Genomic DNA, 19,963 nt, shown 5'->3' on the forward strand with positions numbered 1-19,963 from the left:
CGACGGCCGGAACCGGGATCACCAGCGGCCGAGCGCCACCGACAGCACGGCGATCGCCGCCGGGCCCGCCGTGGACGTCCGCAGCACCGTGTCGCCCAGGAGCACGCGTTCTGCCCCCGCCGCCGTCAGCCAGTCGAGCTCCTCCTCGGCGATCCCGCCTTCCGGCCCCACGACCAGAACGAGATCACGACCGTCAGCCTCGATCTCGGAGAGACGCACGGAGGCCGTCGGATCGAGCAGCAGCATCCGCTGCGAAGCCGCCCGTTCGGCGAGCTGCTTCGTCGAGACGGGGGCGGTGACCTCGGGCACCCAGGCCCGATGGGCCTGCTTCGCGGCCTCGCGCACGATGGTCGCCCAGCGCTCGCGCCCCTTCACCGCCTTCGGACCCTCCCACCGCGACACGCTGCGACTCGCCTGCCACGGCACGATCTCGTCGACCCCGAGCTCGCACGCCGCCTGCACGGCCAGCTCATCGCGGTCGCCCTTCGCGAGCGCCTGGACCAGGACGACCCGCGGGCTCGGAGCCGGATGCTCGACGCGGTCGGAGATACGCACCTCGACGCGGCTCGGAGACACCTCTTCGGCCGCACCGGTCAGCCACACACCCGCGCCGTCGCCGACCGTGACCGCCTCGCCGACGCGCAGCCGCCGCACGACGGCCGCATGCTTCGCCTCCGCGCCCGTCAGCGACACGAGATCGCCGACTCCGGCACCCGCCGAGGACTCCACGAGGAAGTGCAGTGCCATGATCAGTGGCTGCGGAAACGGTCGCGGAGCTTCGAGAAGAGTCCTGGCTGGAACTGCGCGAGCTGCGGATCCGGTGCCTTGGCCTTCTTCGCGAAGTCCTCGATCAGCGCGCGCTGCGCGGAGTCGAGCTTGGTCGGTGTCAGCACCTGCACGCCCACGCGGAGGTCCCCGCGCTGGGTGCCGCGGAGCGGGGTGATGCCCCTCCCCTTGATGGTCAGGACGTCCCCGGACTGCACGCCGGAACGGATCTCGAGATCGACCTCGCCGTCGAGTCCCTGGATCGTGGTCTCGGTGCCGAGGATCGCGTCGGTCATCGACACCTCGAGCGTGGCCAGCAGGTCGTCGCCCTCCCGACTGAAGGCGGGGTGGGCGTTGACCGTGACCTCGACGTACAGGTCGCCGTTGGGGCCGCCCGCCTTGCCGACCTCTCCCGAGCCGGGCAGCTGGAGGCGCAGACCGGTCTCGACGCCGGCAGGGATGTCGAGCGAGACCGTGCGACGCGAACGCACGCGACCCTGGCCGCCGCAGGTGCCGCACGGGAACGGGATGGTGGTGCCGTAGCCCTCGCAGGTGCCGCAGGGCTGGGAGGTGACGACGTTGCCGAGCAGGCTGCGCACCTGGCGCTGCACATGGCCGGAGCCGCCGCAGATGTCGCAGGTGACCGGGGAGGTCCCCTCCTGGCAGCAGGAGCCGTTGCACGTCTCGCAAAGCACCGCGGTGTCGACGTCGATGTCGCGGTGCGCACCGAACACGACGTCGCCGAGGTCGAGCGTGACACGGACGAGCGCGTCCTGGCCGCGCTCCCTGCGCGAGCGGGGTCGCGCCCCGCGACCGCCGCCCTGGGACGCGCCGAAGAACGTCTCGAAGATGTCGCCGAAACCGCCGAATCCGCCGAAGTTGCCGGCAGCGCCGTCTCCCCCGCCCATGTCATAGCGGCGCCGTGACTCGTCGTCGCTCAGCACGTCGTACGCGTGCGTGACGAGCTTGAACTTCTCCGCCGCATCCTCACCGGGATTCACGTCCGGGTGCAGCTGTCGCGCGAGGCGTCGATACGCCTTCTTGATCTCGTCGGTGGAAGCGTCTCGGGACACCCCGAGAACCTCATAGTGGTCCGCCACAATCGCCTTTCTGCGTGTGTCTTCCGGCGCGACCGCGTCAGCGGCCGGCCTCGTCTTCGTCGAGCATCCGCGACAGGTAGCGGGCGACGGCCCGCGCCGCAGCGAGGTTGCTCGGGTAGTCCATCCGCGTCGGCCCCATCACGCCGACGCGCGCGGTGCCGCTGGGTGCGGCGTAGTTGCTGGCGACGATAGATGCCTCGCCCAGACCGAACGGCGCATTCTCGGTGCCGATGCTGGCGGCGAGCCCGTGCTCGTCGGTCACCATCTCGCTCATCAGCCGCAGCAGCGTCACCTGCTCCTCGATGGCCTCGAGGAGCGGATGGATGCTGCCGCGGAAGTCCTGCTCACGGCGGGCCAGCGTGGCCGCTCCCGCCATCACCAGACGCTCCTGTCGGAACCCGCCGAGCTCATCCATGACGACGCTCGCGATCGCGCGCAGCACGAGGTCTTTCGGAGCGTCTTCCGCGGCCAGCAGGGTCTGGAGCCGGTCGGAGGCCTCGCCGATGCCGTGGCCGGTGATCAAGGCGGCCATGCGCGCACGCAGCACCGCCATCTCGGCCTCGTCGATGGCCTCCGGCAAAAGCGCCACGCGTTGCGACACACCGCCGGCGTCCGTCACCAGCACGATGAGGAGTCGATTGGGCGCCAGTGCGACCAGCTCGACGTGCGTGACATGAGCCCGTGCGAACGACGGGTACTGCGCGAGCGCGACCTGACCGGTGAGCTGCGTCAGCACCCGCACGGTGCGCACCATCAGATCGTCGAGGTCGGCGGGCTCACCGAGGAACGATTCGATCGCCGAGCGCTGGGCCGACGAGAGCGGCCGCAACTGCGCCAGGTGATTCACGAAGACGCGGTAGCCCTTGTCGGTCGGCACCCGACCGGACGAGGTGTGCGGAGCCGTGATGAGCTCCTCATCCTCGAGCAGCGCCATGTCGTTGCGGATCGTCGCCGCCGAGACGCCGAAGGAGTGCCGGTCGACGATGGAGCGGCTGCCGACGGGCTCGTGGGTCTCGACGTAGTCCTGCACGATCGCGCGGAGAACCTGGAGTCCTCGCTCTGTGACCATCGCCCTTCCCTTCCGCTGGCACTCGGACGTTCAGAGTGCCAATCCTACCCCGTGCAGCTCCGGATTCTCCGTACCGCGGACACCCGACCCTAGGATGACGCTCATGACCTCCTCGCCTCAGACCACGCTGTCGACCGGCGCCGTGCGCGGTTCCGAAGAGGAGGGGGTCGCCCGTTTCCTCGGCATCCCCTATGCCGCACCGCCGTTCGGGGAGAACAGGTTCCGAGCGCCACAGCCGGCACGCGCGTGGGAGGGCATCCGGGAGGCGACGCAGTTCGGCCCCACTGCGCCACAGCTCCCGTATGCCGGCGCGATCGGCGAGCTCCTCGGCTCGGTGCGCATCGACGGCGACGACATCCTCACGGCCAACGTCTGGGCGCCGATCGGGGCTTCGGCGGCACCGGTGCTTCTGTGGATCCACGGCGGCGCGCTGGAGCGCGGCACCGCCGCTCTGCCCCTCTACGACGGCACGGTGTTCGCGAAGGCGGGGATCGTCTTCGTCTCGATCAACTACCGTCTGGGATCGGAGGGATTCTCGGTGCTCGAGGATGCGCCGAGGAACCTGGGCCTGCGCGATGCCGCCGCGGGGTTGGCGTGGGTGCATCGCGAGATCTCCGCCTTCGGCGGCGATCCGGCGCAGATCACCGCGATGGGAGAATCCGCCGGCGGGGCGATCGTCGCCGGGCTTCTCGCGCGAGAGGATTCCCGCGCGCCGATCCATCGCGCCATCATCGAATCCGGGCCGCTCGCTGCGCAACCGGTGAAGAAGGCGGGCCGGGTGACCGCGCAGCTCGCGAAGAGACTCGGGGTCCGCGCCGACCGCGCCGCGTTCGCCGAGGTCTCGCCCGAACAGCTGCTCGCTGCCAGGAAGGCGCAGTCCGCCGGATCCTCTCCGCTGGGTGGAGCTCCCGGCTTCCAGTTCGCCATCGACCCGGAGAGCCTGCCCCGCTCTCCGCACGAGGTGCTCGGCGAGATCGACACACCGATCCTGATCGGCAGCAACACCGACGAGTACCGCCTGTGGTTCCCACCCGAAGCACTGGCCGGGATCGGCGAGCTGAAGCTGCAGGCCGCGCGGATCCTCTCCCGCATCCCACGACGTGCGGTGCGCGCGTACCGTGCGGCCTTCCCCGGAGCGAGCACGGGCGAGGTGTTCGGGCAGCTCGTCACGGACATACTGCTGCGGGCGCCGTTGAGCCGCCTGGCAGCCGCACGGCCGGATCTCACCCACGTGTACGAGTTCGCGTGGCCGAGCCCGGTTCGCGATCTGCGCGCCGCGCACGCACTGGAGCTCGGGTTCGTGTTCGATCGCCTCACGGACGACGAGACGGTGCGGTTGGCGGGCCCCGGCGCGCCGCAGGCGCTCGCGGACGAGATGAACGCGGCCTGGATCGGATTCGTCACGAACGGCGACCCGGGCTGGCCGGTGTACGGCTCCGGCCGACAGACGCGGATCTTCGATGCCACGAGTGCGACGCTGCCACAGCGCCGAACGACGGGGATGGATCTGCTCCCGGGCTGAACCGCCCCCGATCAGGGGGTCAGTCGGTGAGCTCCCGCACCACGGCATCCGCGAGAAGTCGACCGCGCAGCGTGAGCTGGACACGGCCCCGGATGGCGGCGGACGGGTCCACGAGCCCGTCGGCGATCAGCCCGGCGACGCGACTCCGGTTCGCGGCGGGCACCTCGTCAACCGCGATCCCCTCACGGATGCGGCTCAGCAGCAGGATGCGCTCCAGCGTCCGCGACTCGGCGTCCGGCCGTTCCGTTCCTGCTGCGGGCGACTCGGATGCCGCGAGCCGCTGTGCGTACGCCGCGGGGTGCTTCACGTTCCACCAGCGCAGCCCGGCGACGTGGCTGTGCGCACCGGGGCCGAAGCCCCACCAGTCGCTCCCCCGCCAGTATGCGAGATTGTGTCGCGAGCGCTGCTCGGGCGTACGCGCCCAGTTGCTGACCTCGTACCAGTCGAAGCCACCCGCCGCGAGACGCGCATCGGCGAGCTCGTACATGTCGGCCTGCAGATCGTCATCGGGGGTCGGAACCTCTCCGCGGCGGATCTGGCGGGCGAGCTTCGTCCCGTCCTCGATGATCAGGGCGTACGCGGAGATGTGGTCGGATTCGAGCGCGAGAGCCGCGTCGAGCGAGGCCTCCCAATCCGCGAGCGACTCCCCCGGCGCCCCATAGATCAGATCGACGCTGACGGCGAGACCGGCGTCCTTCGCCGCAGCGACCGCGGTGGTCACGTTCTCAGGCCGATGTGTGCGGTCGAGGGAGGCGAGCACGTGCGGCACGGCCGACTGCATGCCGACCGACATCCGCGTGACACCGGCGGCGGCCAGCGTGCGCGCGACCGCGGGCGTCACCGTATCGGGATTCGCCTCGACGGTGACCTCCGCGCCCTCCGCCAATCCGAAGGCTGAGGTCGCAGCCTCCAGCATCCGAGCGAGGTCGCCGGCCGGCAGCAGCGTGGGCGTCCCTCCGCCGAAGAAGACGGTGTCCATCGGCCGTAGCGCTCCCGCGTCGGCCAGCACCCGGCGGGCGAGGTCGATCTCGGAGACCAGCGTCGATGCGTAGTCCTCCTGCTTGGCGCCGCGGAGCTCGGTCGAGGTGTACGTGTTGAAGTCGCAGTAGCCGCAGCGCACCGTGCAGAACGGGATGTGCAGGTAGGCCGAGAACGGCACGCTCGTGTCGACGGGAAGGTCGTCGGGCAGATGCCCGTCCGCCGGCGCAGGGTCTCCCAGAGGAAGCGGTCCCGCCATCACAGGGGGGTCGCGTACAGCGGCGAGATCGCGCGGAGGTAGCGCGCGAAGAGCTCACGACGGCGGCGTTTGACGAGCGCAGGCACCAGCCGGTACGCGAGCGCATGGGGAGCGTCGAACGCGCGGACGGTGAACCAGACCTCGTCGTTGTCTTCCCGCCAGTCGACGTCGAACGACTCTTCGCCGCGGACGACCGATCCGCCGACCGTGCCGAGGACGAAGCCGATGCGGCGGGTCTCCTCGGTCACGGAGATCACGCGAAGCTCCGCGTCTGCACGCATGCTTCCGACGCGCCCACGCAGATGAAGCGTCATCCCCGCGCCCACGTACGGCATTCCCTCCGCGTCGTAGCGAGGCTCGACGTCGCGCTTGCTCGGCGCGATCGGGTTGCCCTCGGCGTCGAAGCTCACCCCCGCATAGGCGGGACCCGGCGCTGGCCGCACGTCTTCGACGGAGAGTCCGGCCGCGCGCTGAGCCGTCCAGGACAGGAGCGCGTCACCGGCGGTCTGGAAGCGCTCGAGGCCGCTGCCGATCCGCCAGGATTCCTCCGCCGGGATGCTGCGCTCCGGCGGGTACTGCATCAGATCGGGCGCGTGGGTCGCACCCACGGCCGCATAGTCCACCGTGTCGTCTCGGAAAGTCCCGCGCCGCATGAGTTCCAGCCTACTTCCCGTTACCTGGGCGAACACCCCCACGCGCCGCACGGCGACACATCCCGGGTACCGAGCCCGTCGCCCCTGGGTCCCTGAGCCCGTCACCCCTGGGTCCCTGAGCCTGTCGCCCCTGGGTCCCTGAGCCTGTCACCCCTGGGTCCCTGAGCCTGTCGAAGGGCCGCCCTAGGGCCCCTGAGCCTGTCACCCCTGGGTCCCTGAGCCTGTCGAAGGGCCGCCCCTGGGCCCCTGAGCCTGTCACCCTGGGTCCCTGAGCCTGTCGAAGGGCCGCCCCTGGGCCCCTGAGCCTGTCACCCTGGGTCCCTGAGCCTGTCGAAGGGCCACGGTTATCCACACCCGGTCGTGGGCGATCTCGGTGCGCGCGACCATGGATCATGGCGTGGACATACATCCTCAGGTGCACTGACGACAGCTTCTATACGGGAAGCACCAACGGCGATCTGGAAGCGCGCGTCTGGGAGCACAACAACGACGATCAGTTCGCCGCAGAGTTCACGCGACGAAGGCGACCTGTCGTGCTCGTGTACGCAGAGCATTTCGAGACGGTCGATGCGGCGTTCTTCCGGGAGAAACAACTCCAGGGATGGAGTCGCCGCAAGAAGCTGGCCCTCATCGAGAACCGTGGGCATGACTTACCAGCCCTGTCGAGGTCAACCGGAGTCGGGACTCTTCGACACGCTCAGCGGCACGGGGAGACGGAGACTCAGCACCCCAGGGACGCGACCTGACGCTTCGACAAGCTCAGCGACCCAGGCAGGGGGAAGTTCAGCGACCCAGGCAGGGGGAAGTTCAGCGACCCAGGCAGGGGGAAGCTCAGCGACCCAGCCAGGGGGAAGCTCAGCGAACCAGGCAGGGGGAAGCTCAGCGAACCAGGAGGGGGAAGCTCAGCGAACCAGGAGGGGGAAGCTCAGCGAACCAGGCAGGGGGAAGCTCAGCAAACCAGGCAGGGGGAAGCTCAGCGACCCAGGGAGGGAGAAGCTCAGCGCCCCAGGGAGGGGGAAGCGGCGGCTGCATCCCGGACGATCTGCACGTAGCGCGCGTGGGTCGCCCGCTGCACCATGCGCAGCGCCGGGCCGAGCAGACTCCAGAACCAGGTCGACGGAGACGAGATGGATCGCGCAGTGAACACGCCGTTCTCATCGATCCGAAACGACTCCTCTCCGTAGATCGGATGCCCAGGACGCGTCTCGTACCCGAACCCGCTCTCATCCGCCCAGACGATCCTCACCGGCTCGACGAAGCGCACGCCGAAGAGACGCTTCGCGAGCGTGCCCTCGAGCCCAGGCGCGGGTGCAGTGTCAGGCACCTCGAACCCAGCGCGGCGCTTGAACTCCCACGAACTCACCAGCGCGGCGACGGCATCGCGTGCCGCCGGGTCGACCACGGTCGAGTGCTCGGAGATCCGCATCCCATCAGGCGCAGTCGCGATTGGATGACGTGTCATCCCGCGCTCGTACACCGGCAGCGGCACGCGCTACTTCTTGTCCTTGCCCTCGACGTCACCCGACAGCGCGGCGATGAACGCCTCCTGGGGGACCTCGACGCGACCGACCATCTTCATGCGCTTCTTGCCCTCCTTCTGCTTCTCGAGGAGCTTGCGCTTGCGGGTGATGTCACCGCCGTAGCACTTGGCGAGCACGTCCTTGCGGATCGCGCGGATCGTCTCACGGGCGATGATGCGCGCACCGATCGCGGCCTGGATCGGAACCTCGAACTGCTGGCGAGGGATGAGCTTGCGCAGCCGCTCGGCCATCATCGTGCCGTAGGCGTATGCCTTGTCACGGTGGACGATCGAGCTGAACGCGTCGACCTTCTCGCCCTGGAGCAGGATGTCGACCTTCACCAGGTCGGCCTCCTGCTGTCCGGAGGGCTCGTAGTCGAGCGAGGCATACCCCTGCGTCTTCGACTTCAGCTGGTCAAAGAAGTCGAACACGATTTCGCCGAGCGGCATGTTGTAGCGCAGCTCGACGCGCTCCTCCGAGAAGTACTCCATGCCGAGCAGCGTTCCGCGGCGGGACTGGCACAGCTCCATGACGGTGCCGACGTAGTCCTTGGGAAGCAGGATCGCCGCCTTCACCATCGGCTCCGAGACCGAGCCGATGCGTCCGTCCGGATACTCGCTCGGGTTGGTCACGGTGACGGTCTCGCCGGTGTCACTCGTGAGGACCTCGTAGATCACGCTGGGCGCGGTCGTGATGAGGTCGAGATCGAACTCACGCGCGAGCCGCTCGGTGATGATCTCGAGGTGCAGGAGCCCGAGGAAGCCGCAGCGGAAGCCGAACCCGAGCGCCACCGACGTCTCGGGTTCGTACACGAGCGACGCGTCCGAGAGCTTCAGTTTGTCGAGTGCCTCACGCAGCTCCGCGTAGTCGCTGCCGTCGATCGGGTACAGACCCGAGAACACCATCGGCTTCGGGTCGGTGTAGCCGGGCAGGGCATCGGAGGCGGGCTTGCGTGATGTGGTGATCGTGTCGCCGACCTTCGACTGGCGCACGTCCTTCACGCCCGTGATCAGGTAGCCGACCTCGCCCACGCCGAGTCCCTTGGTCGGGGTCGGCTCCGGGCTCGACACACCGACCTCGAGCGCTTCGTGATTCGCTCCGGTCGACATCATCTGGATGCGCTCGCGGGGCGAGAGGCTGCCGTCCACCATGCGCACATAGGTGACCACACCGCGGTAGGCGTCGTAGACCGAGTCGAAGATCATCGCGCGCGCCGGCGCATCCGCATCGCCCTTCGGGGCGGGGATCTCCTGCACGAGCCGGTCGAGCAGCTCCTCGACACCGACCCCGGTCTTTCCCGAGACGCGGAGGACGTCTTCCGGCTTGCCGCCGATGAGGGAGGCGAGTTCCTTCGCGTACTTCTCGGGGTCGGCGGCCGGGAGGTCGATCTTGTTCAGCACCGGGATGATGTGGAGGTCGTTCTCCAGCGCCAGGTAGAGGTTCGCCAGCGTCTGGGCCTCGATGCCCTGCGCCGCATCCACGAGCAGGATCGCGCCTTCGCAGGCCGCGAGCGAGCGCGAGACCTCATAGGTGAAGTCGACGTGGCCAGGGGTGTCGATCATGTTCAGGGCGACGGTCTGGCCGTCGAGTTCCCACGGCATCCGCACGGCCTGGCTCTTGATGGTGATGCCGCGCTCGCGCTCGATGTCCATCCGGTCCAGGTACTGCGCCCGCATGTCACGATCCGAGACGACACCGGTGATCTGGAGCATCCGGTCGGCGAGGGTGGACTTGCCGTGGTCGATGTGGGCGATGATGCAGAAATTGCGGATCTGCGCAGCCGGCGTCGAGGCAGGCTGAAGAGGTGTGAGAGCGCGTGGGGACATGTCCCCTCGATTCTACGGTCAGGCGGCGGCAAACCCCGATTCGCGTGATGCTCCGCCGGGAAAGCACACTGGGCGGCCCCCGAGGGGACCGCCCAGTGTGTGGTGCGAACGGGGCTTACTTGGCCCAGCCCACGTTCTGCCAGAAGTTCGTGCCGGTGGTCGACTCGAACTGCGAAGGACCGTAGTTCACGAGACCGTCGGCGATCGCGTACTGGTTCGGACGTGCCGCCAGCGGGATCGTCACGGCTTCGCTCATGATGATCTTGTCGATCTCCTTGGCGATCTCGAGACGTGCCTCGGGGTCGAGCTCAGCGTTGGCTTCCGTCCAGAGACCATCCAGACGCTCATCCGCGACGCCGGGGAAGTTCTGACCCGAGTCGGCCGGGCTGAAGATCGACTCCGTCGAGGAGATCGGGAACGGCGTACCCTGCCACGCGAAGATCGTCGCCTCGAAGTCACGCGTCTCGGTCGTGATGTACTTCGTGAAGAAGTCTGCCGACGGGACGGTGTCGATCTTGACGTCGAAGCCCGCCTTGGCGGCCATCGGCTGGATCTGCTGCGAGAGGATCGCCGAGTTCGGGGTCTCCGAGGGGATCACGAGGCGAACGGTCAGCTTGGTGCCGTCCTTCTCGCGGATGCCCTTGTCACCCTCGACCCAGCCCGCGTCTTCCAGCTGCTTCTTGGCGGCGTCGACGTCGAACGCGATGTCCGCGCTGTCGTCTTCGTAGCCGTTCTGACCGTTGAGGAAGATGAGGTTGTTGAGGACCTCGGGCTCGACGCCCAGCGGCTCGATGACGGCCTGAGCCATGATCTGACGGTCGAGCGACTTCGCGAAGGCCTGACGGACGGCGACGTCCTCGAACACGCCGGCGGTGCCGTTGAGCGTGACGTGGCTGTACGTGACGCCCTTCGAGTTCAGGATCTCGGAGTCGGAGCGTGCCTTCGCGGACTCGAGCGTGTCGACGCTGGAGTTGATCGGGATCGCGTCGAACTCCTTGTTGGCGAACGCCTGGCCGACCGTCGAGCGGTCCGTGGCCTTGTAGTTGATCGTGTCGAGCTTCGGCTTGTCGCCCCACCACGTGGGGTTCGGCTCGAACGTGATCGTCTTGCCGGTCGCGTCGAACTTGCTCACGATGAACGGACCGCCGGAGACGTAGGTCGAGCCGTCGGCAGCGAACGGACCGTTCGCCCATGCCGTGTTGAAGCTCTCCGGGGTCGCCGTGAGCCAGCGGGGGTAGATCGTGCCGGTGCCGAGGATGGAAGGCCAGTCGGCGTTCTTGTTCGCGAACGTGATCAGCACATCCTGGTCGTTCTCGCCGGCCTCGATCGAGGCGACGTCCGACCAGACGTTGGTGGAGGTCGGGGCGAACGCCTCGTTCTTGCCGTTGAGGGCGTTGAACTGGCCCTGGAAGTCCTGAACACCGATGGGGGTGCCATCGGACCAGACGGCGTCAGGGTTGACCTTGACCTCGACGACCTGGGGGTCCTCGCTCTTCAGCTCGACCGACGTGGCGAAGTTCGGGTCGGCTTCCCAGCTGCCGTCCTCCTTGATGACCACGAAGCCGGGGGTGAACAGGCTCGAGATCGTGTTGTCGTCGACGGTGCCGGCATCGAGGTTGTAGAGGTTCCAGTTGGCCGGCGTCTCGTCGAGCGGCAGGTTCAGCGTGCCGCCGTCCTTGATGGCGTCGCGGTCAGCGGCGACCCAGCCGGTCGCGGGAAGCGCCTCCGGCGAGGAACCGCCGTCGCCGTCTCCTCCGCCGTTCGTAGCGGGCGCGCACGCAGAGAGCGCCAGCGCGACGCCGGCGATTCCGGCGAGGGCCGCCCATTTCTTGGAGTTCGACTTCATCGATCTCCCCCTTCTATCGTTTCGTGCAGACTGCACAGGACTCGTCCGAACCGGAGACCGAAGACAGCGACCGGCTATGGAGCAACATCATCGATGATCGCCCCGTACACCGGCATGTCAGGCCCGTGTTGTCCGGATCGTTACCTAGTTGTCGTTCAAACCGCATCGTCGTGCGGGGTGAAACGGGGTCGCGCCGTGGCTGACATCGCGTCGCGTCGGCCCGACCGCCGTGAACATGGCAACATGGGGAGCCTGCCGGCGATCGAAGGGGATATGCCGGCGTTTTGGAAAGACGGTCTCGGGTGCCTAGAGTAGCGAGGCCGCAACAGATGTCGGCTGCGCGGCGATCCCGCGCCGAAGGAGCTCCATGATCGGATTCATCGCCAAGCGTTTGGTGAACTATCTCATCCTCACCGTCATCGCCACCCTGGCCGGCTACGCACTCGTCTCCACCACTCTTCAGCCGGCGGCACGGTTCCTCGGCAAGAATCCCCCCGTCCCGCAGTCCAGCATCGACGCGGCGCTCGACAAGATGGGCGTCAACCCCGACGTCTCCCTGCTGCAGCGCATGTGGGACTGGCTCGTGCAGTTCGTCACCACCGGCTCCCTGGGGATCTCCACTCGCAGCACCGAGGTGACGGCCGACATCATCGAACGTGCCGGCACGAGCCTCCGACTTCTCATCATCGGCACCATTCTCGGAGCGGTCTTCGGAATTCTGCTCGGCGTGTGGGGGGCCATCCGGCAGTACCGCGCGAGCGATCAGATCATCACCTACGCGTCGTTCACGGTGCTCGCGACCCCGATCTTCGTGATCGCGGTGCTCCTCATGATCGGCGCGACCTGGGTCAACAACGCGTCCGGTCAGCAGCTCATCAACTTCACCGGCGAGTACAGCGTCGGGGTCACCGGGTTCTGGCCCGTCATAGGCGATCGAATAGCGCATCTGCTGCTGCCCACGATCGCGCTCACCGTGACCGCGGCGGCCTCCTACTCCCGGTACCAGCGCAGCGCCATGCTCGACGTGCTCTCCTCGGACTTCATCCGTACGGCACGCGCGAAGGGGCGGACCCGCGGATCCGCCATCATGCGTCACGGCGTGCGCGTCGCGCTGATCCCCATGTCGACCTTCTTCGCCTATTCGTTCGGCACCATCCTGGCGGGCGCGGCCGTGACGGAGAAGATCTTCAGCTGGCACGGCATGGGCGAATATCTCATCGACTCCGTGTCGAACAACGACATCAACGCCGCGACAGGCTCGATCCTGTTCGCCGCGATCCTGGTGCTCATCGCGGGCACGCTGGCCGACGTCCTCTACGCGGCCCTCGACCCCCGAGTGAGGATGTGACATGACGCTCGATCCCACACAGCTCGACGCTCCGCCGCTCGAGCCGGAGAACGAGGAGTCTCCGTCGATCCCCCGGTGGCGGCTGATCCTGGTCCGCACTTTCTCGACCAAGCGCGCCTGGATCGGCGCCGGCGTGCTCGTGCTGATGTTCCTGCTCGCCTACGTCGGCCCGCTGCTCTACCCGTGGTCCGCGACCGATCAGGACTACCTGTCGTTCAACAAGGGTCCGAGCCTCGACCACTGGTTCGGCACCGACACGATCGGCCAGGACATCTTCGCCCAGTCGATGGCCGGCCTGCAGAAGTCCCTGCTCATCGGCCTCATCGTCGGACCGGTCACGGCCATCATCGCCGGGCTCGTCGGCGCGATCGCCGGGTATGTCGGCGGGGCATGGGACCGGGTGATCGTCTGGATCATCGACCTGCTCCTCGTGCTGCCGAGCTTCTACATCCTGGTCCTGCTGAGCCCCCTGTTCAAAGACCTGGCCTGGGTCGCGCTCGTCGTGTTCCTCCCCCTCTTCGGCTGGATGGTGCTCGCGAGGGTCATCCGCGGTCAGACCATGTCGCTGCGCGAGCGCGACTACGTCAAGGCGGCGCGCTTCATGGGCGTCGGCGGTTTCACGATCATCCGCCGGCACATCATCCCCAACGTGGCTTCGCTCCTGATCATCGACGCGACGCTGGGTGTCGGCGCCGCGATCCTCGCCGAGACCACGCTGAGCTACTTCGGCTTCGGCATCCAGCCGCCCGACGTGTCGCTCGGCACGCTGCTCGCTGCGGGAAGCGCCGCGGCGACCACCCGTCCCTGGCTCTTCATCCCGCCGGCGATCATCCTCGTCGCCACCGTGCTCGCGTCGAGTCTGCTCGGAGATGCCCTGCGTGACGCCGTCGACCCGACCTCGGAGAACAACCGTGCCTGAACCCCTGCTTCGCGTCCGCGACCTCAACGTCACCTTCGAGACGAAGGCCCGCACCGTCCACGCGGTGCGCGGCGTCAACTACGAGGTCAACCGGGGAGAGTTCCTGGCGATCGTCGGCGAGTCCGGTTCGGGCAAGTCCGTGTCGTCGATGGCGGTCATGGGCCTTCTCCCGAGTACCGCCCAGGTATCCGGCTCGATCACGTATGACGGCACCGAGCTCCTGGGCTCCACCGACCGGCAGCTGTCGAAGATGCGCGGCTCCGACATCGCGATGATCTTCCAGGACCCGCTCTCGGCGCTGACGCCGGTCTACACGATCGGCCAGCAGATCATCGAGGGCCTCAAGCTGCACCAGCCGGGACTCAGCACCCAGGCGCTGGAGGCCCGCGCGGTCGAGCTGCTCGACATCGTGGGCATCCCGGAGCCCCGCCGACGCGTGAAGTCGTTCCCGCACGAGTTCTCGGGCGGCATGCGCCAGCGTGCGATGATCGCCATCGCGATCGCCAACGACCCGAAGCTGATCATCGCCGATGAGCCGACGACCGCGCTCGACGTCACCATCCAGGCGCAGATCCTCGACGTGCTCCAGACCGCCAAGGAGATCACCGGCGCCGCCGTGGTGCTCATCACACACGATCTCGGCGTCGTGGCCGGCAACGCGGACCGCGTGGCCGTCATGTACGCGGGCAGGATCGTCGAGACCGCCCCCGTGGACGACCTGTTCGCCCGCCCGGCCATGCCGTACACGATCGGTCTCCTGCGGTCGATGCCGAACATGGTCGACCAGCGGTCGGCGCGGCTGGTACCGCTCGAGGGCCGTCCGCCGCTGCTCACCGAGATCCCCACCGGCTGCCCGTTCGCCGATCGCTGCCCCGCGGTGATCTCGGCGTGCCACGACATCGAACCGGACCTGGTTCCGGTTGCCCCGATGCAGGCCGCGGCGTGCATCCGCGCGACCGAGATCGTCGACGGCCGCCTCCCCCGCGACGAGGTCTTCTCCCCGCCGGCGCCTGCGGAAGAGGTCGTGCGCGAGGTCGAGACCCGCGGCACCGTGCTCAAGGTCGAAGACCTCAAGCGGCACTTCCCGCTCACCAAGGGCACCGTCTTCCGCCGTCGTATCGGCACCGTCCGTGCGGTCGACGGCGTCAGCTTCGAGCTGGAGGGCGGCAAGACCCTCGGCCTGGTCGGCGAGTCCGGCTGCGGCAAATCGACCACCGTCATGGAGGTGATGGAGCTCGCCAAGCCGCAGTCGGGGCGGGTCGCCGTCAACGGCATCGACACGGCTTCACTCTCCCCGGCCCAGCGTCGCGCGCTCCGGACCGACATCCAGATCGTGTTCCAGGACCCGGCGGCCTCACTCGATCCGCGCATGACCGTCGAGGAACTCATCGGCGAACCGCTCACGGTGCACGACGTCCCGGCGAAGGAGATCTCGCGCCGCGTGCGCCGGATGCTCGAGCTCGTCGGCCTCGAGCCGAGCTATGCCCGTCGTTACCCGCACGAGTTCTCCGGGGGGCAGCGCCAGCGCATCGGCATCGCCCGCGCCCTCGTGGTCGAGCCGAAGATCCTCGTCCTCGACGAGCCGGTCTCGGCGCTCGATGTCTCGGTGCAGGCCGGCGTGATCAACCTGCTCGAAGACCTGAAGCAGCAGCTCGGGCTCTCGTACCTGTTCGTCGCCCATGACCTCGCCGTGGTGCGTCACATCGCCGACGACGTGGCGGTGATGTACCTCGGGCGCATCATCGAGTACGGCGACGTCGATGAGATCTTCAGCAACCCGCGCCACCCGTACACGCGCGCGCTGCTGTCGGCCGTGCCGGTCCCCGACCCGCAGATCGAGCGCACAAGGGAGCGCATCCTCCTCTCCGGAGACCTGCCGTCGCCGACCGAGACGATCACGGGTTGCGCGTTCCGCACGCGGTGCCCGCTCTACGCGATCCTCCCTCCGGAGCAGCAGGCCGAGTGCGAGACCAGGTCGCCGGAGCTGCGGCCCGTGGAGGGACGCGACGTCTCCTGCCACTGGGCGGAGCAGGACATCCTGCAGACCGCGTGATCGGTCGTCGTGGCGTCAGCGGGCGCGGCACGGAGCGCATCGTCGTCCGCGGCGCATCGGGCTGGTGGATCAGCGGTGTGCTGGCGGCGCTGTTCGCGTACCTCCTCATCGATGCGGCGATCCGCGCGGAGTGGGCGATCGTGCTCCTCTCCCTGCCATGGATGGGCTTCGTCCTGCTGGTGTGCTGGATGCTGCTGATCCGGCCCTGCCTGATCGTCGCGCCCTCCACGCTCAGCGTGGTCAACGTCTTCCGCACGCACACCATCCCCTGGCGCGAGGTGGCCGCGCTTCAAGTGCGATACCAGCTCGTCGTCGAGTTGACGGACGGCACCACGATCCGCGCCTGGGGTTCACCCACCGTCCAGCCGCGCCGGGACCGGGATGCCGACGTGTCGGCGCCGAACCGCTCCCGCGCCTTCGTCGGGGTCGTCGAAGCCATCGACCGGGCGCGCGACGACGTCGGGCGTGCACCGACAGGTTCGGACTCGCGAACCGTGAGCATCGCGTGGCGACCGCTCCTCGCGATCGTCCTGGCCCTGGCCCTCGGGGTGACGACCGCAGGACTGCTTCTCTGACGAGGAGTCTCGGAGCAGGCGCCGAGATCCTATGCTGAACGCGTGAGCGCACAGATCGTCCTCGTGCACGGCATCCGCACGTCCGCCACGATGTGGCGCGCGCAGCTCGCCTATCTCGATGCTCACGGTTACGCCGCCACGGCCGTCGACCTGCCGGGGCACGGCACCCGGATGGGCGAGGATTTCACGCTCCATGAGGCGCTGCACACGATCGATGCGGCGGTTCGAGCAGCGGCTGAGAAGGGGCCCGTCGTGCTCGTCGGTCACTCGATGGGAGGCCTGCTCTGCCTCGCCTATGTCGGCGGAGCGGACAAGCCGCCGGTCGCCGCTCTGGTCGCCGCAGCGTGCACCTCGCTCCCCCGCGGCGCAGGACTCCGGGCCTACCGACTGTTCGCCAGGGCCGTCGACTCGCTGCCGGACCGCGGAATGTGGCTCACGGCGCGCATGCTCGAGGCCACCATCCCCGCCGAGACGCGGTCGGACTTCGCCGCGGGCGGCTATGCGCTCGACACGCAGGATGCCGCGCTCCGCAGCCTCGCGACCCTCGACATCGCCACCGCCGTCCCCCGGATCACGATCCCCCTCTGGTTCGTCAACGGTCAGTACGACCAGCTGCGACTGAACGAGACGCTCTTCCGTCGCCTCGCCCCGCATGCCGAGCTGATCGTCGTTCCGCGCACGACCCATCTGGTGACGGCCATGCGTCCGCGGATCTTCAACGCGGTGGTGCAGGTGGCGATCGCGACGGTGGAGCAGGAGCCGGCTCGGTCATGAGCGCTTCGGCTCCCGGGCGAACGCGGTGAGCAGCCCGCCGACCAGGGACAGCACCGCCGCGGCGATGAAGACCAGCCAGAACCCGCCGACCAGAGCGACCAGCGCTGCCCCCAGGACCGGTCCGATCAGCTGGCCGAGGGCGGCCGTGACGTTCACGATCCCGAGGTCGCGCGCATGGTCCTGTTCGTCGGGCAACAGGTCGGCAGCGAAAGCGAGTCCCACCGTCGAGAAGGCTCCATAACCGAGGCCCATCAGGGCCGCGGCCACCATCGTCATCTCGAACGTCGGCACCAGCGCGATCGCGACGCCCGATGCTGCCTGCACCACGGTGGCGGCGACCGCGAGCGTGCGCCGGTTTCCCGTGCGATCGGAGACGATGCCAGTGACCACGGAGGCGATCACCACGAACACGGTGTAAACGACGATGAGCAGCAGGAGATTGTCCTGCGCGACGGCACTCGGCTGGCCGAGGCCGTGCAGCAGGAAGAACAGGAAGAGCGCCGTCCCGAGCGCGTTGCCGATGTTCGTCACCAGGCGACCGGAGAGCATCCAGGCGAAGTCCCGGTCGCGCAGGGATGCCAGCCGACGACGACCCACCGGCTTCGGTCGCATGGCCTCGACGCTCGGAGGGTCGGGCAGGAGCAGCGCGGCCGCCGATCCGACGACCGCGATCACTCCGGCGAGCAGCAGGTAGCCGTCGCGGATGCCGAGACCGAGGAGGACGACCAGCCCGACTCCCAGCACGATCCCCACCGCCTGGCTGGAACCGACTGCTGCGGAGGCCGCACCGCGCTGCGTCGACGGCAGCTGGTCGGCGATGAGGGCGGTGAAGGCTGCGGACGAGACGGCCACGCCGATCGACACCCCTACCCACCCGGCGCCGACTGCCCACGGACCCTCGGCGTATCCGGTCAGGACGAGGCAGACCGCGGTGAACAGAACTCCGCCGAGCGCCCACGGGCGGCGGCGGTGGCGCCCCGCGGCCGCGCGATCGGAGAGCGCCCCGGCGGCAGGACCGGCGATGATGCCGGCGAGCCCGCCGATTCCGAGCACCAGCCCGGAAGAGACGACACCGCGGATCCAGTCGTCTTCCGGGGTGTCCAGCTGCAGGGGAAGGAGCAGCTGCACGGGTGTGAGCTGCACGGTCCAGATCGCGAGCCACGCCAGCGTGAACAGCGACATCCATCGTGTTCCCGCTCGAACCGTGCGGGTGCCCGTGGTCTCGCTCAACTCGCCACCGCCGTCGCGGCCGCTGCGCGCGAACTCGCGATCACGTCCCGATACCAGTCGTAGGAGGCCTTGGGCGTGCGTTCGCCCGTCTCGAAGTCGACGTGCACGAGCCCGAACCGCTGGGTGTAGCCGTCTGCCCATTCCCAGTTGTCGAGCAGCGACCACACCGTGTACTCCTCCACAGACACTCCGGCGTCCACCGCCTCCCCGACAGCCGCGAGGTGACCGGCCAGATACTCGATCCTGTCCGTGTCGTCGATGCGGCCCGCGCGAGCGGGTTCGGGGAAAGCCGCTCCGTTCTCGGCGATGACGACCGGGGGAAGATGCGGATGCCGTGCGTGCAGGTCGATCAGGAGATCGCGGAGGGCTGCGGGCATGATCGGCCATTCCGGCCCGAAGCCGGTGACCGGAACGCCAGGAGTGGGCACGATGTCGAACGGCACGGGGCTCCCGGCAGCGGCAGTCGTCACGGTCGTGGGGTTGTAGAAGTTGATGCCGTAGAAGTCGATCGACCGCCCGATCTCCTCGAGATCCCCGTCGCGCACCGGCATCGGGGGAAGCCCGAGCGACTCGAGGTCCGGGTACGCGCCGTCGAGGAGCGGTGCGCTGAAGACCCGGTTGTGGAGCAGATCGTAGACGGCGGCGGCTTCGCGGTCCTCGGCCGTATCGTGCAGCGGCAGAACCCACGTGTGGTTGTTCGCGAGACCGACGGTGGAGGCACCTCGTTCCCGCAGCACCGAGGCGGCGCGGGCATGGGCGAGCAGCTGGTGGTGGGCGGTCGGCAGCGCGTCGAAGAGCAGCTGTCGTCCCGGGGCGAGCGTACCGACCGCGTACCCCTGCAGCGTCGTCATCGCCGGCTCGTTGATCGTGTACCACTGCCTCACGCGATCGCCGAGACGGTCGGCCACGATGTTCGCGTACTCGGCGAAGCGCTCGGCGGTGTCGCGCTCGAGCCAGCCGCCGTCGGCCTCGATCGCACTCGGCATCTCCCAGTGGAAGAGGGTCGGGAACGGTGCGACGCCCGCCTCCAGCAGGAGGTCCACGAGCCGCGAGTAGTGGTCGAGCGCGCCCGCGTCCCCCGCACCCCGGCCGTCCGGCTGCACGCGCGCCCACGGAATGGAGAACCGGTAGCGGTCCAGCCCCAACCCCGCGGCGAGAGCCACATCGGCCTCGGGATGCCGATAACTGTCGCACGCGGGATCCGCGGTCGACCCGTCGATGATCGCGCCCGGTCTCTCGAGGAAGTCGTCCCAGATGGAGCGACCGACGGCCCCCGTCGGGCGCGAACCCTCGATCTGGAAGGCGGACGTCGCTGCGGACCAGCGGAGGCCTGCGGGCACGGACGGAGGAACGTGTTCGGGGGTCATGTGGCTCCTTGACAGCGGTGTCGGGATAGTGATGATTCTGCACCCGGTTCCAGGAGATCCGCGACGGAGTATCGTGATCCGTCTGCCGTTTCGCGTGATCACCCCCTCTGCTGGTAGACTCGACTCTTGGCTTGCGTGTGGGTTCTTCCCTCACGACCG

17 protein-coding genes are annotated in these 19,963 nt (G+C 68.5%); 7 read left to right on the forward strand and 10 right to left on the reverse strand.

Features of this window, described 5'->3' with window-relative positions:
- Positions 1-18: 18 nt before the first annotated feature.
- From ACWGO6_RS11840 to hrcA, 3 genes are read right to left on the reverse strand one after another with little or no spacing between them, the layout of a single operon-like run.
- Positions 19-747: a 16S rRNA (uracil(1498)-N(3))-methyltransferase gene (locus ACWGO6_RS11840; protein ID WP_136041998.1), complete on the reverse strand. Its 729-nt coding sequence runs from the start codon at positions 745-747 to the stop codon at positions 19-21.
- 2 nt (positions 748-749) lie between these two features.
- Entirely contained in the window at positions 750-1,865 is a 1,116-nt protein-coding gene (gene dnaJ / locus ACWGO6_RS11845; RefSeq protein WP_136041997.1) for a molecular chaperone DnaJ, read from the reverse strand.
- Between the two features lie 37 nt (positions 1,866-1,902).
- Positions 1,903-2,934: a heat-inducible transcriptional repressor HrcA gene (hrcA, locus tag ACWGO6_RS11850; protein WP_136041996.1), complete on the reverse strand. Its 1,032-nt coding sequence runs from the start codon at positions 2,932-2,934 to the stop codon at positions 1,903-1,905.
- A gap of 103 nt (positions 2,935-3,037) precedes the next feature.
- On the opposite strand from hrcA, the gene ACWGO6_RS11855 reads away from it, so the two are divergent.
- Complete coding sequence (locus ACWGO6_RS11855; RefSeq protein WP_240745071.1) at positions 3,038-4,456, forward strand: carboxylesterase/lipase family protein; 1,419 nt, start codon at positions 3,038-3,040, stop codon at positions 4,454-4,456.
- Positions 4,457-4,475: 19 nt separating this feature from the next.
- Here the strand turns inward: ACWGO6_RS11855 and hemW are convergent, their stop codons facing one another.
- Complete coding sequence (gene hemW, locus ACWGO6_RS11860) at positions 4,476-5,693, reverse strand: radical SAM family heme chaperone HemW (protein ID WP_136041994.1); 1,218 nt, start codon at positions 5,691-5,693, stop codon at positions 4,476-4,478.
- Positions 5,693-6,346, reverse strand: coding sequence for a DUF1990 family protein (locus ACWGO6_RS11865; protein WP_136041993.1), 654 nt, complete (start codon positions 6,344-6,346; stop codon positions 5,693-5,695). Before ACWGO6_RS11865 ends, hemW begins: the two co-directional genes overlap by 1 nt.
- Before the next feature lie 392 nt (positions 6,347-6,738).
- On the opposite strand from ACWGO6_RS11865, the gene ACWGO6_RS11870 reads away from it, so the two are divergent.
- Positions 6,739-7,092, forward strand: coding sequence for a GIY-YIG nuclease family protein (locus ACWGO6_RS11870; protein ID WP_136042872.1), 354 nt, complete (start codon positions 6,739-6,741; stop codon positions 7,090-7,092).
- Positions 7,093-7,343: 251 nt separating this feature from the next.
- Here ACWGO6_RS11870 and ACWGO6_RS11875 read toward each other — a convergent pair whose 3' ends face one another.
- The 3 genes from ACWGO6_RS11875 to ACWGO6_RS11885 form a co-directional block, all read right to left on the reverse strand.
- A complete protein-coding gene (locus tag ACWGO6_RS11875; RefSeq protein WP_136042873.1) occupies positions 7,344-7,808 on the reverse strand; it encodes a DUF1990 family protein in 465 nt (154 codons plus the stop codon).
- Positions 7,809-7,838: 30 nt separating this feature from the next.
- Positions 7,839-9,692 carry a translation elongation factor 4 gene (gene lepA, locus ACWGO6_RS11880; RefSeq protein ID WP_136042874.1) on the reverse strand — a complete coding sequence of 618 codons (1,854 nt, stop codon included), beginning with the start codon at positions 9,690-9,692 and terminating at the stop codon, positions 7,839-7,841.
- Between the two features lie 115 nt (positions 9,693-9,807).
- Positions 9,808-11,538 carry an ABC transporter family substrate-binding protein gene (locus ACWGO6_RS11885; protein WP_136042875.1) on the reverse strand — a complete coding sequence of 577 codons (1,731 nt, stop codon included), beginning with the start codon at positions 11,536-11,538 and terminating at the stop codon, positions 9,808-9,810.
- Positions 11,539-11,905: 367 nt separating this feature from the next.
- On the opposite strand from ACWGO6_RS11885, the gene ACWGO6_RS11890 reads away from it, so the two are divergent.
- From ACWGO6_RS11890 to ACWGO6_RS11910, 5 genes are read left to right on the forward strand one after another with little or no spacing between them, the layout of a single operon-like run.
- Positions 11,906-12,886 carry an ABC transporter permease gene (locus tag ACWGO6_RS11890; protein WP_091036971.1) on the forward strand — a complete coding sequence of 327 codons (981 nt, stop codon included), beginning with the start codon at positions 11,906-11,908 and terminating at the stop codon, positions 12,884-12,886.
- Position 12,887: 1 nt separating this feature from the next.
- Complete coding sequence (locus ACWGO6_RS11895) at positions 12,888-13,805, forward strand: ABC transporter permease (RefSeq protein ID WP_136042876.1); 918 nt, start codon at positions 12,888-12,890, stop codon at positions 13,803-13,805.
- Positions 13,756-15,858 carry an ABC transporter ATP-binding protein gene (locus ACWGO6_RS11900; protein ID WP_136042877.1) on the forward strand — a complete coding sequence of 701 codons (2,103 nt, stop codon included), beginning with the start codon at positions 13,756-13,758 and terminating at the stop codon, positions 15,856-15,858. The genes ACWGO6_RS11895 and ACWGO6_RS11900 overlap by 50 nt, the downstream gene beginning before the upstream one ends.
- Positions 15,855-16,433: a PH domain-containing protein gene (locus tag ACWGO6_RS11905; protein ID WP_452326804.1), complete on the forward strand. Its 579-nt coding sequence runs from the start codon at positions 15,855-15,857 to the stop codon at positions 16,431-16,433. The genes ACWGO6_RS11900 and ACWGO6_RS11905 overlap by 4 nt, the downstream gene beginning before the upstream one ends.
- Positions 16,434-16,475: 42 nt before the next feature.
- Positions 16,476-17,207 (forward strand): alpha/beta fold hydrolase, encoded by a 732-nt coding sequence (locus ACWGO6_RS11910; protein ID WP_136042879.1) that lies wholly within the window; start codon positions 16,476-16,478, stop codon positions 17,205-17,207.
- Here ACWGO6_RS11910 and ACWGO6_RS11915 read toward each other — a convergent pair.
- Positions 17,202-18,437: an MFS transporter gene (locus ACWGO6_RS11915; RefSeq protein WP_240745126.1), complete on the reverse strand. Its 1,236-nt coding sequence runs from the start codon at positions 18,435-18,437 to the stop codon at positions 17,202-17,204. The genes ACWGO6_RS11910 and ACWGO6_RS11915 overlap by 6 nt on opposite strands.
- Entirely contained in the window at positions 18,434-19,804 is a 1,371-nt protein-coding gene (locus ACWGO6_RS11920) for a GH1 family beta-glucosidase (protein WP_136042880.1), read from the reverse strand. The genes ACWGO6_RS11915 and ACWGO6_RS11920 overlap by 4 nt, the downstream gene beginning before the upstream one ends.
- Positions 19,805-19,963: the final 159 nt, after the last annotated feature.

The organism is Microbacterium sp. NPDC055665 (assembly GCF_053618035.1).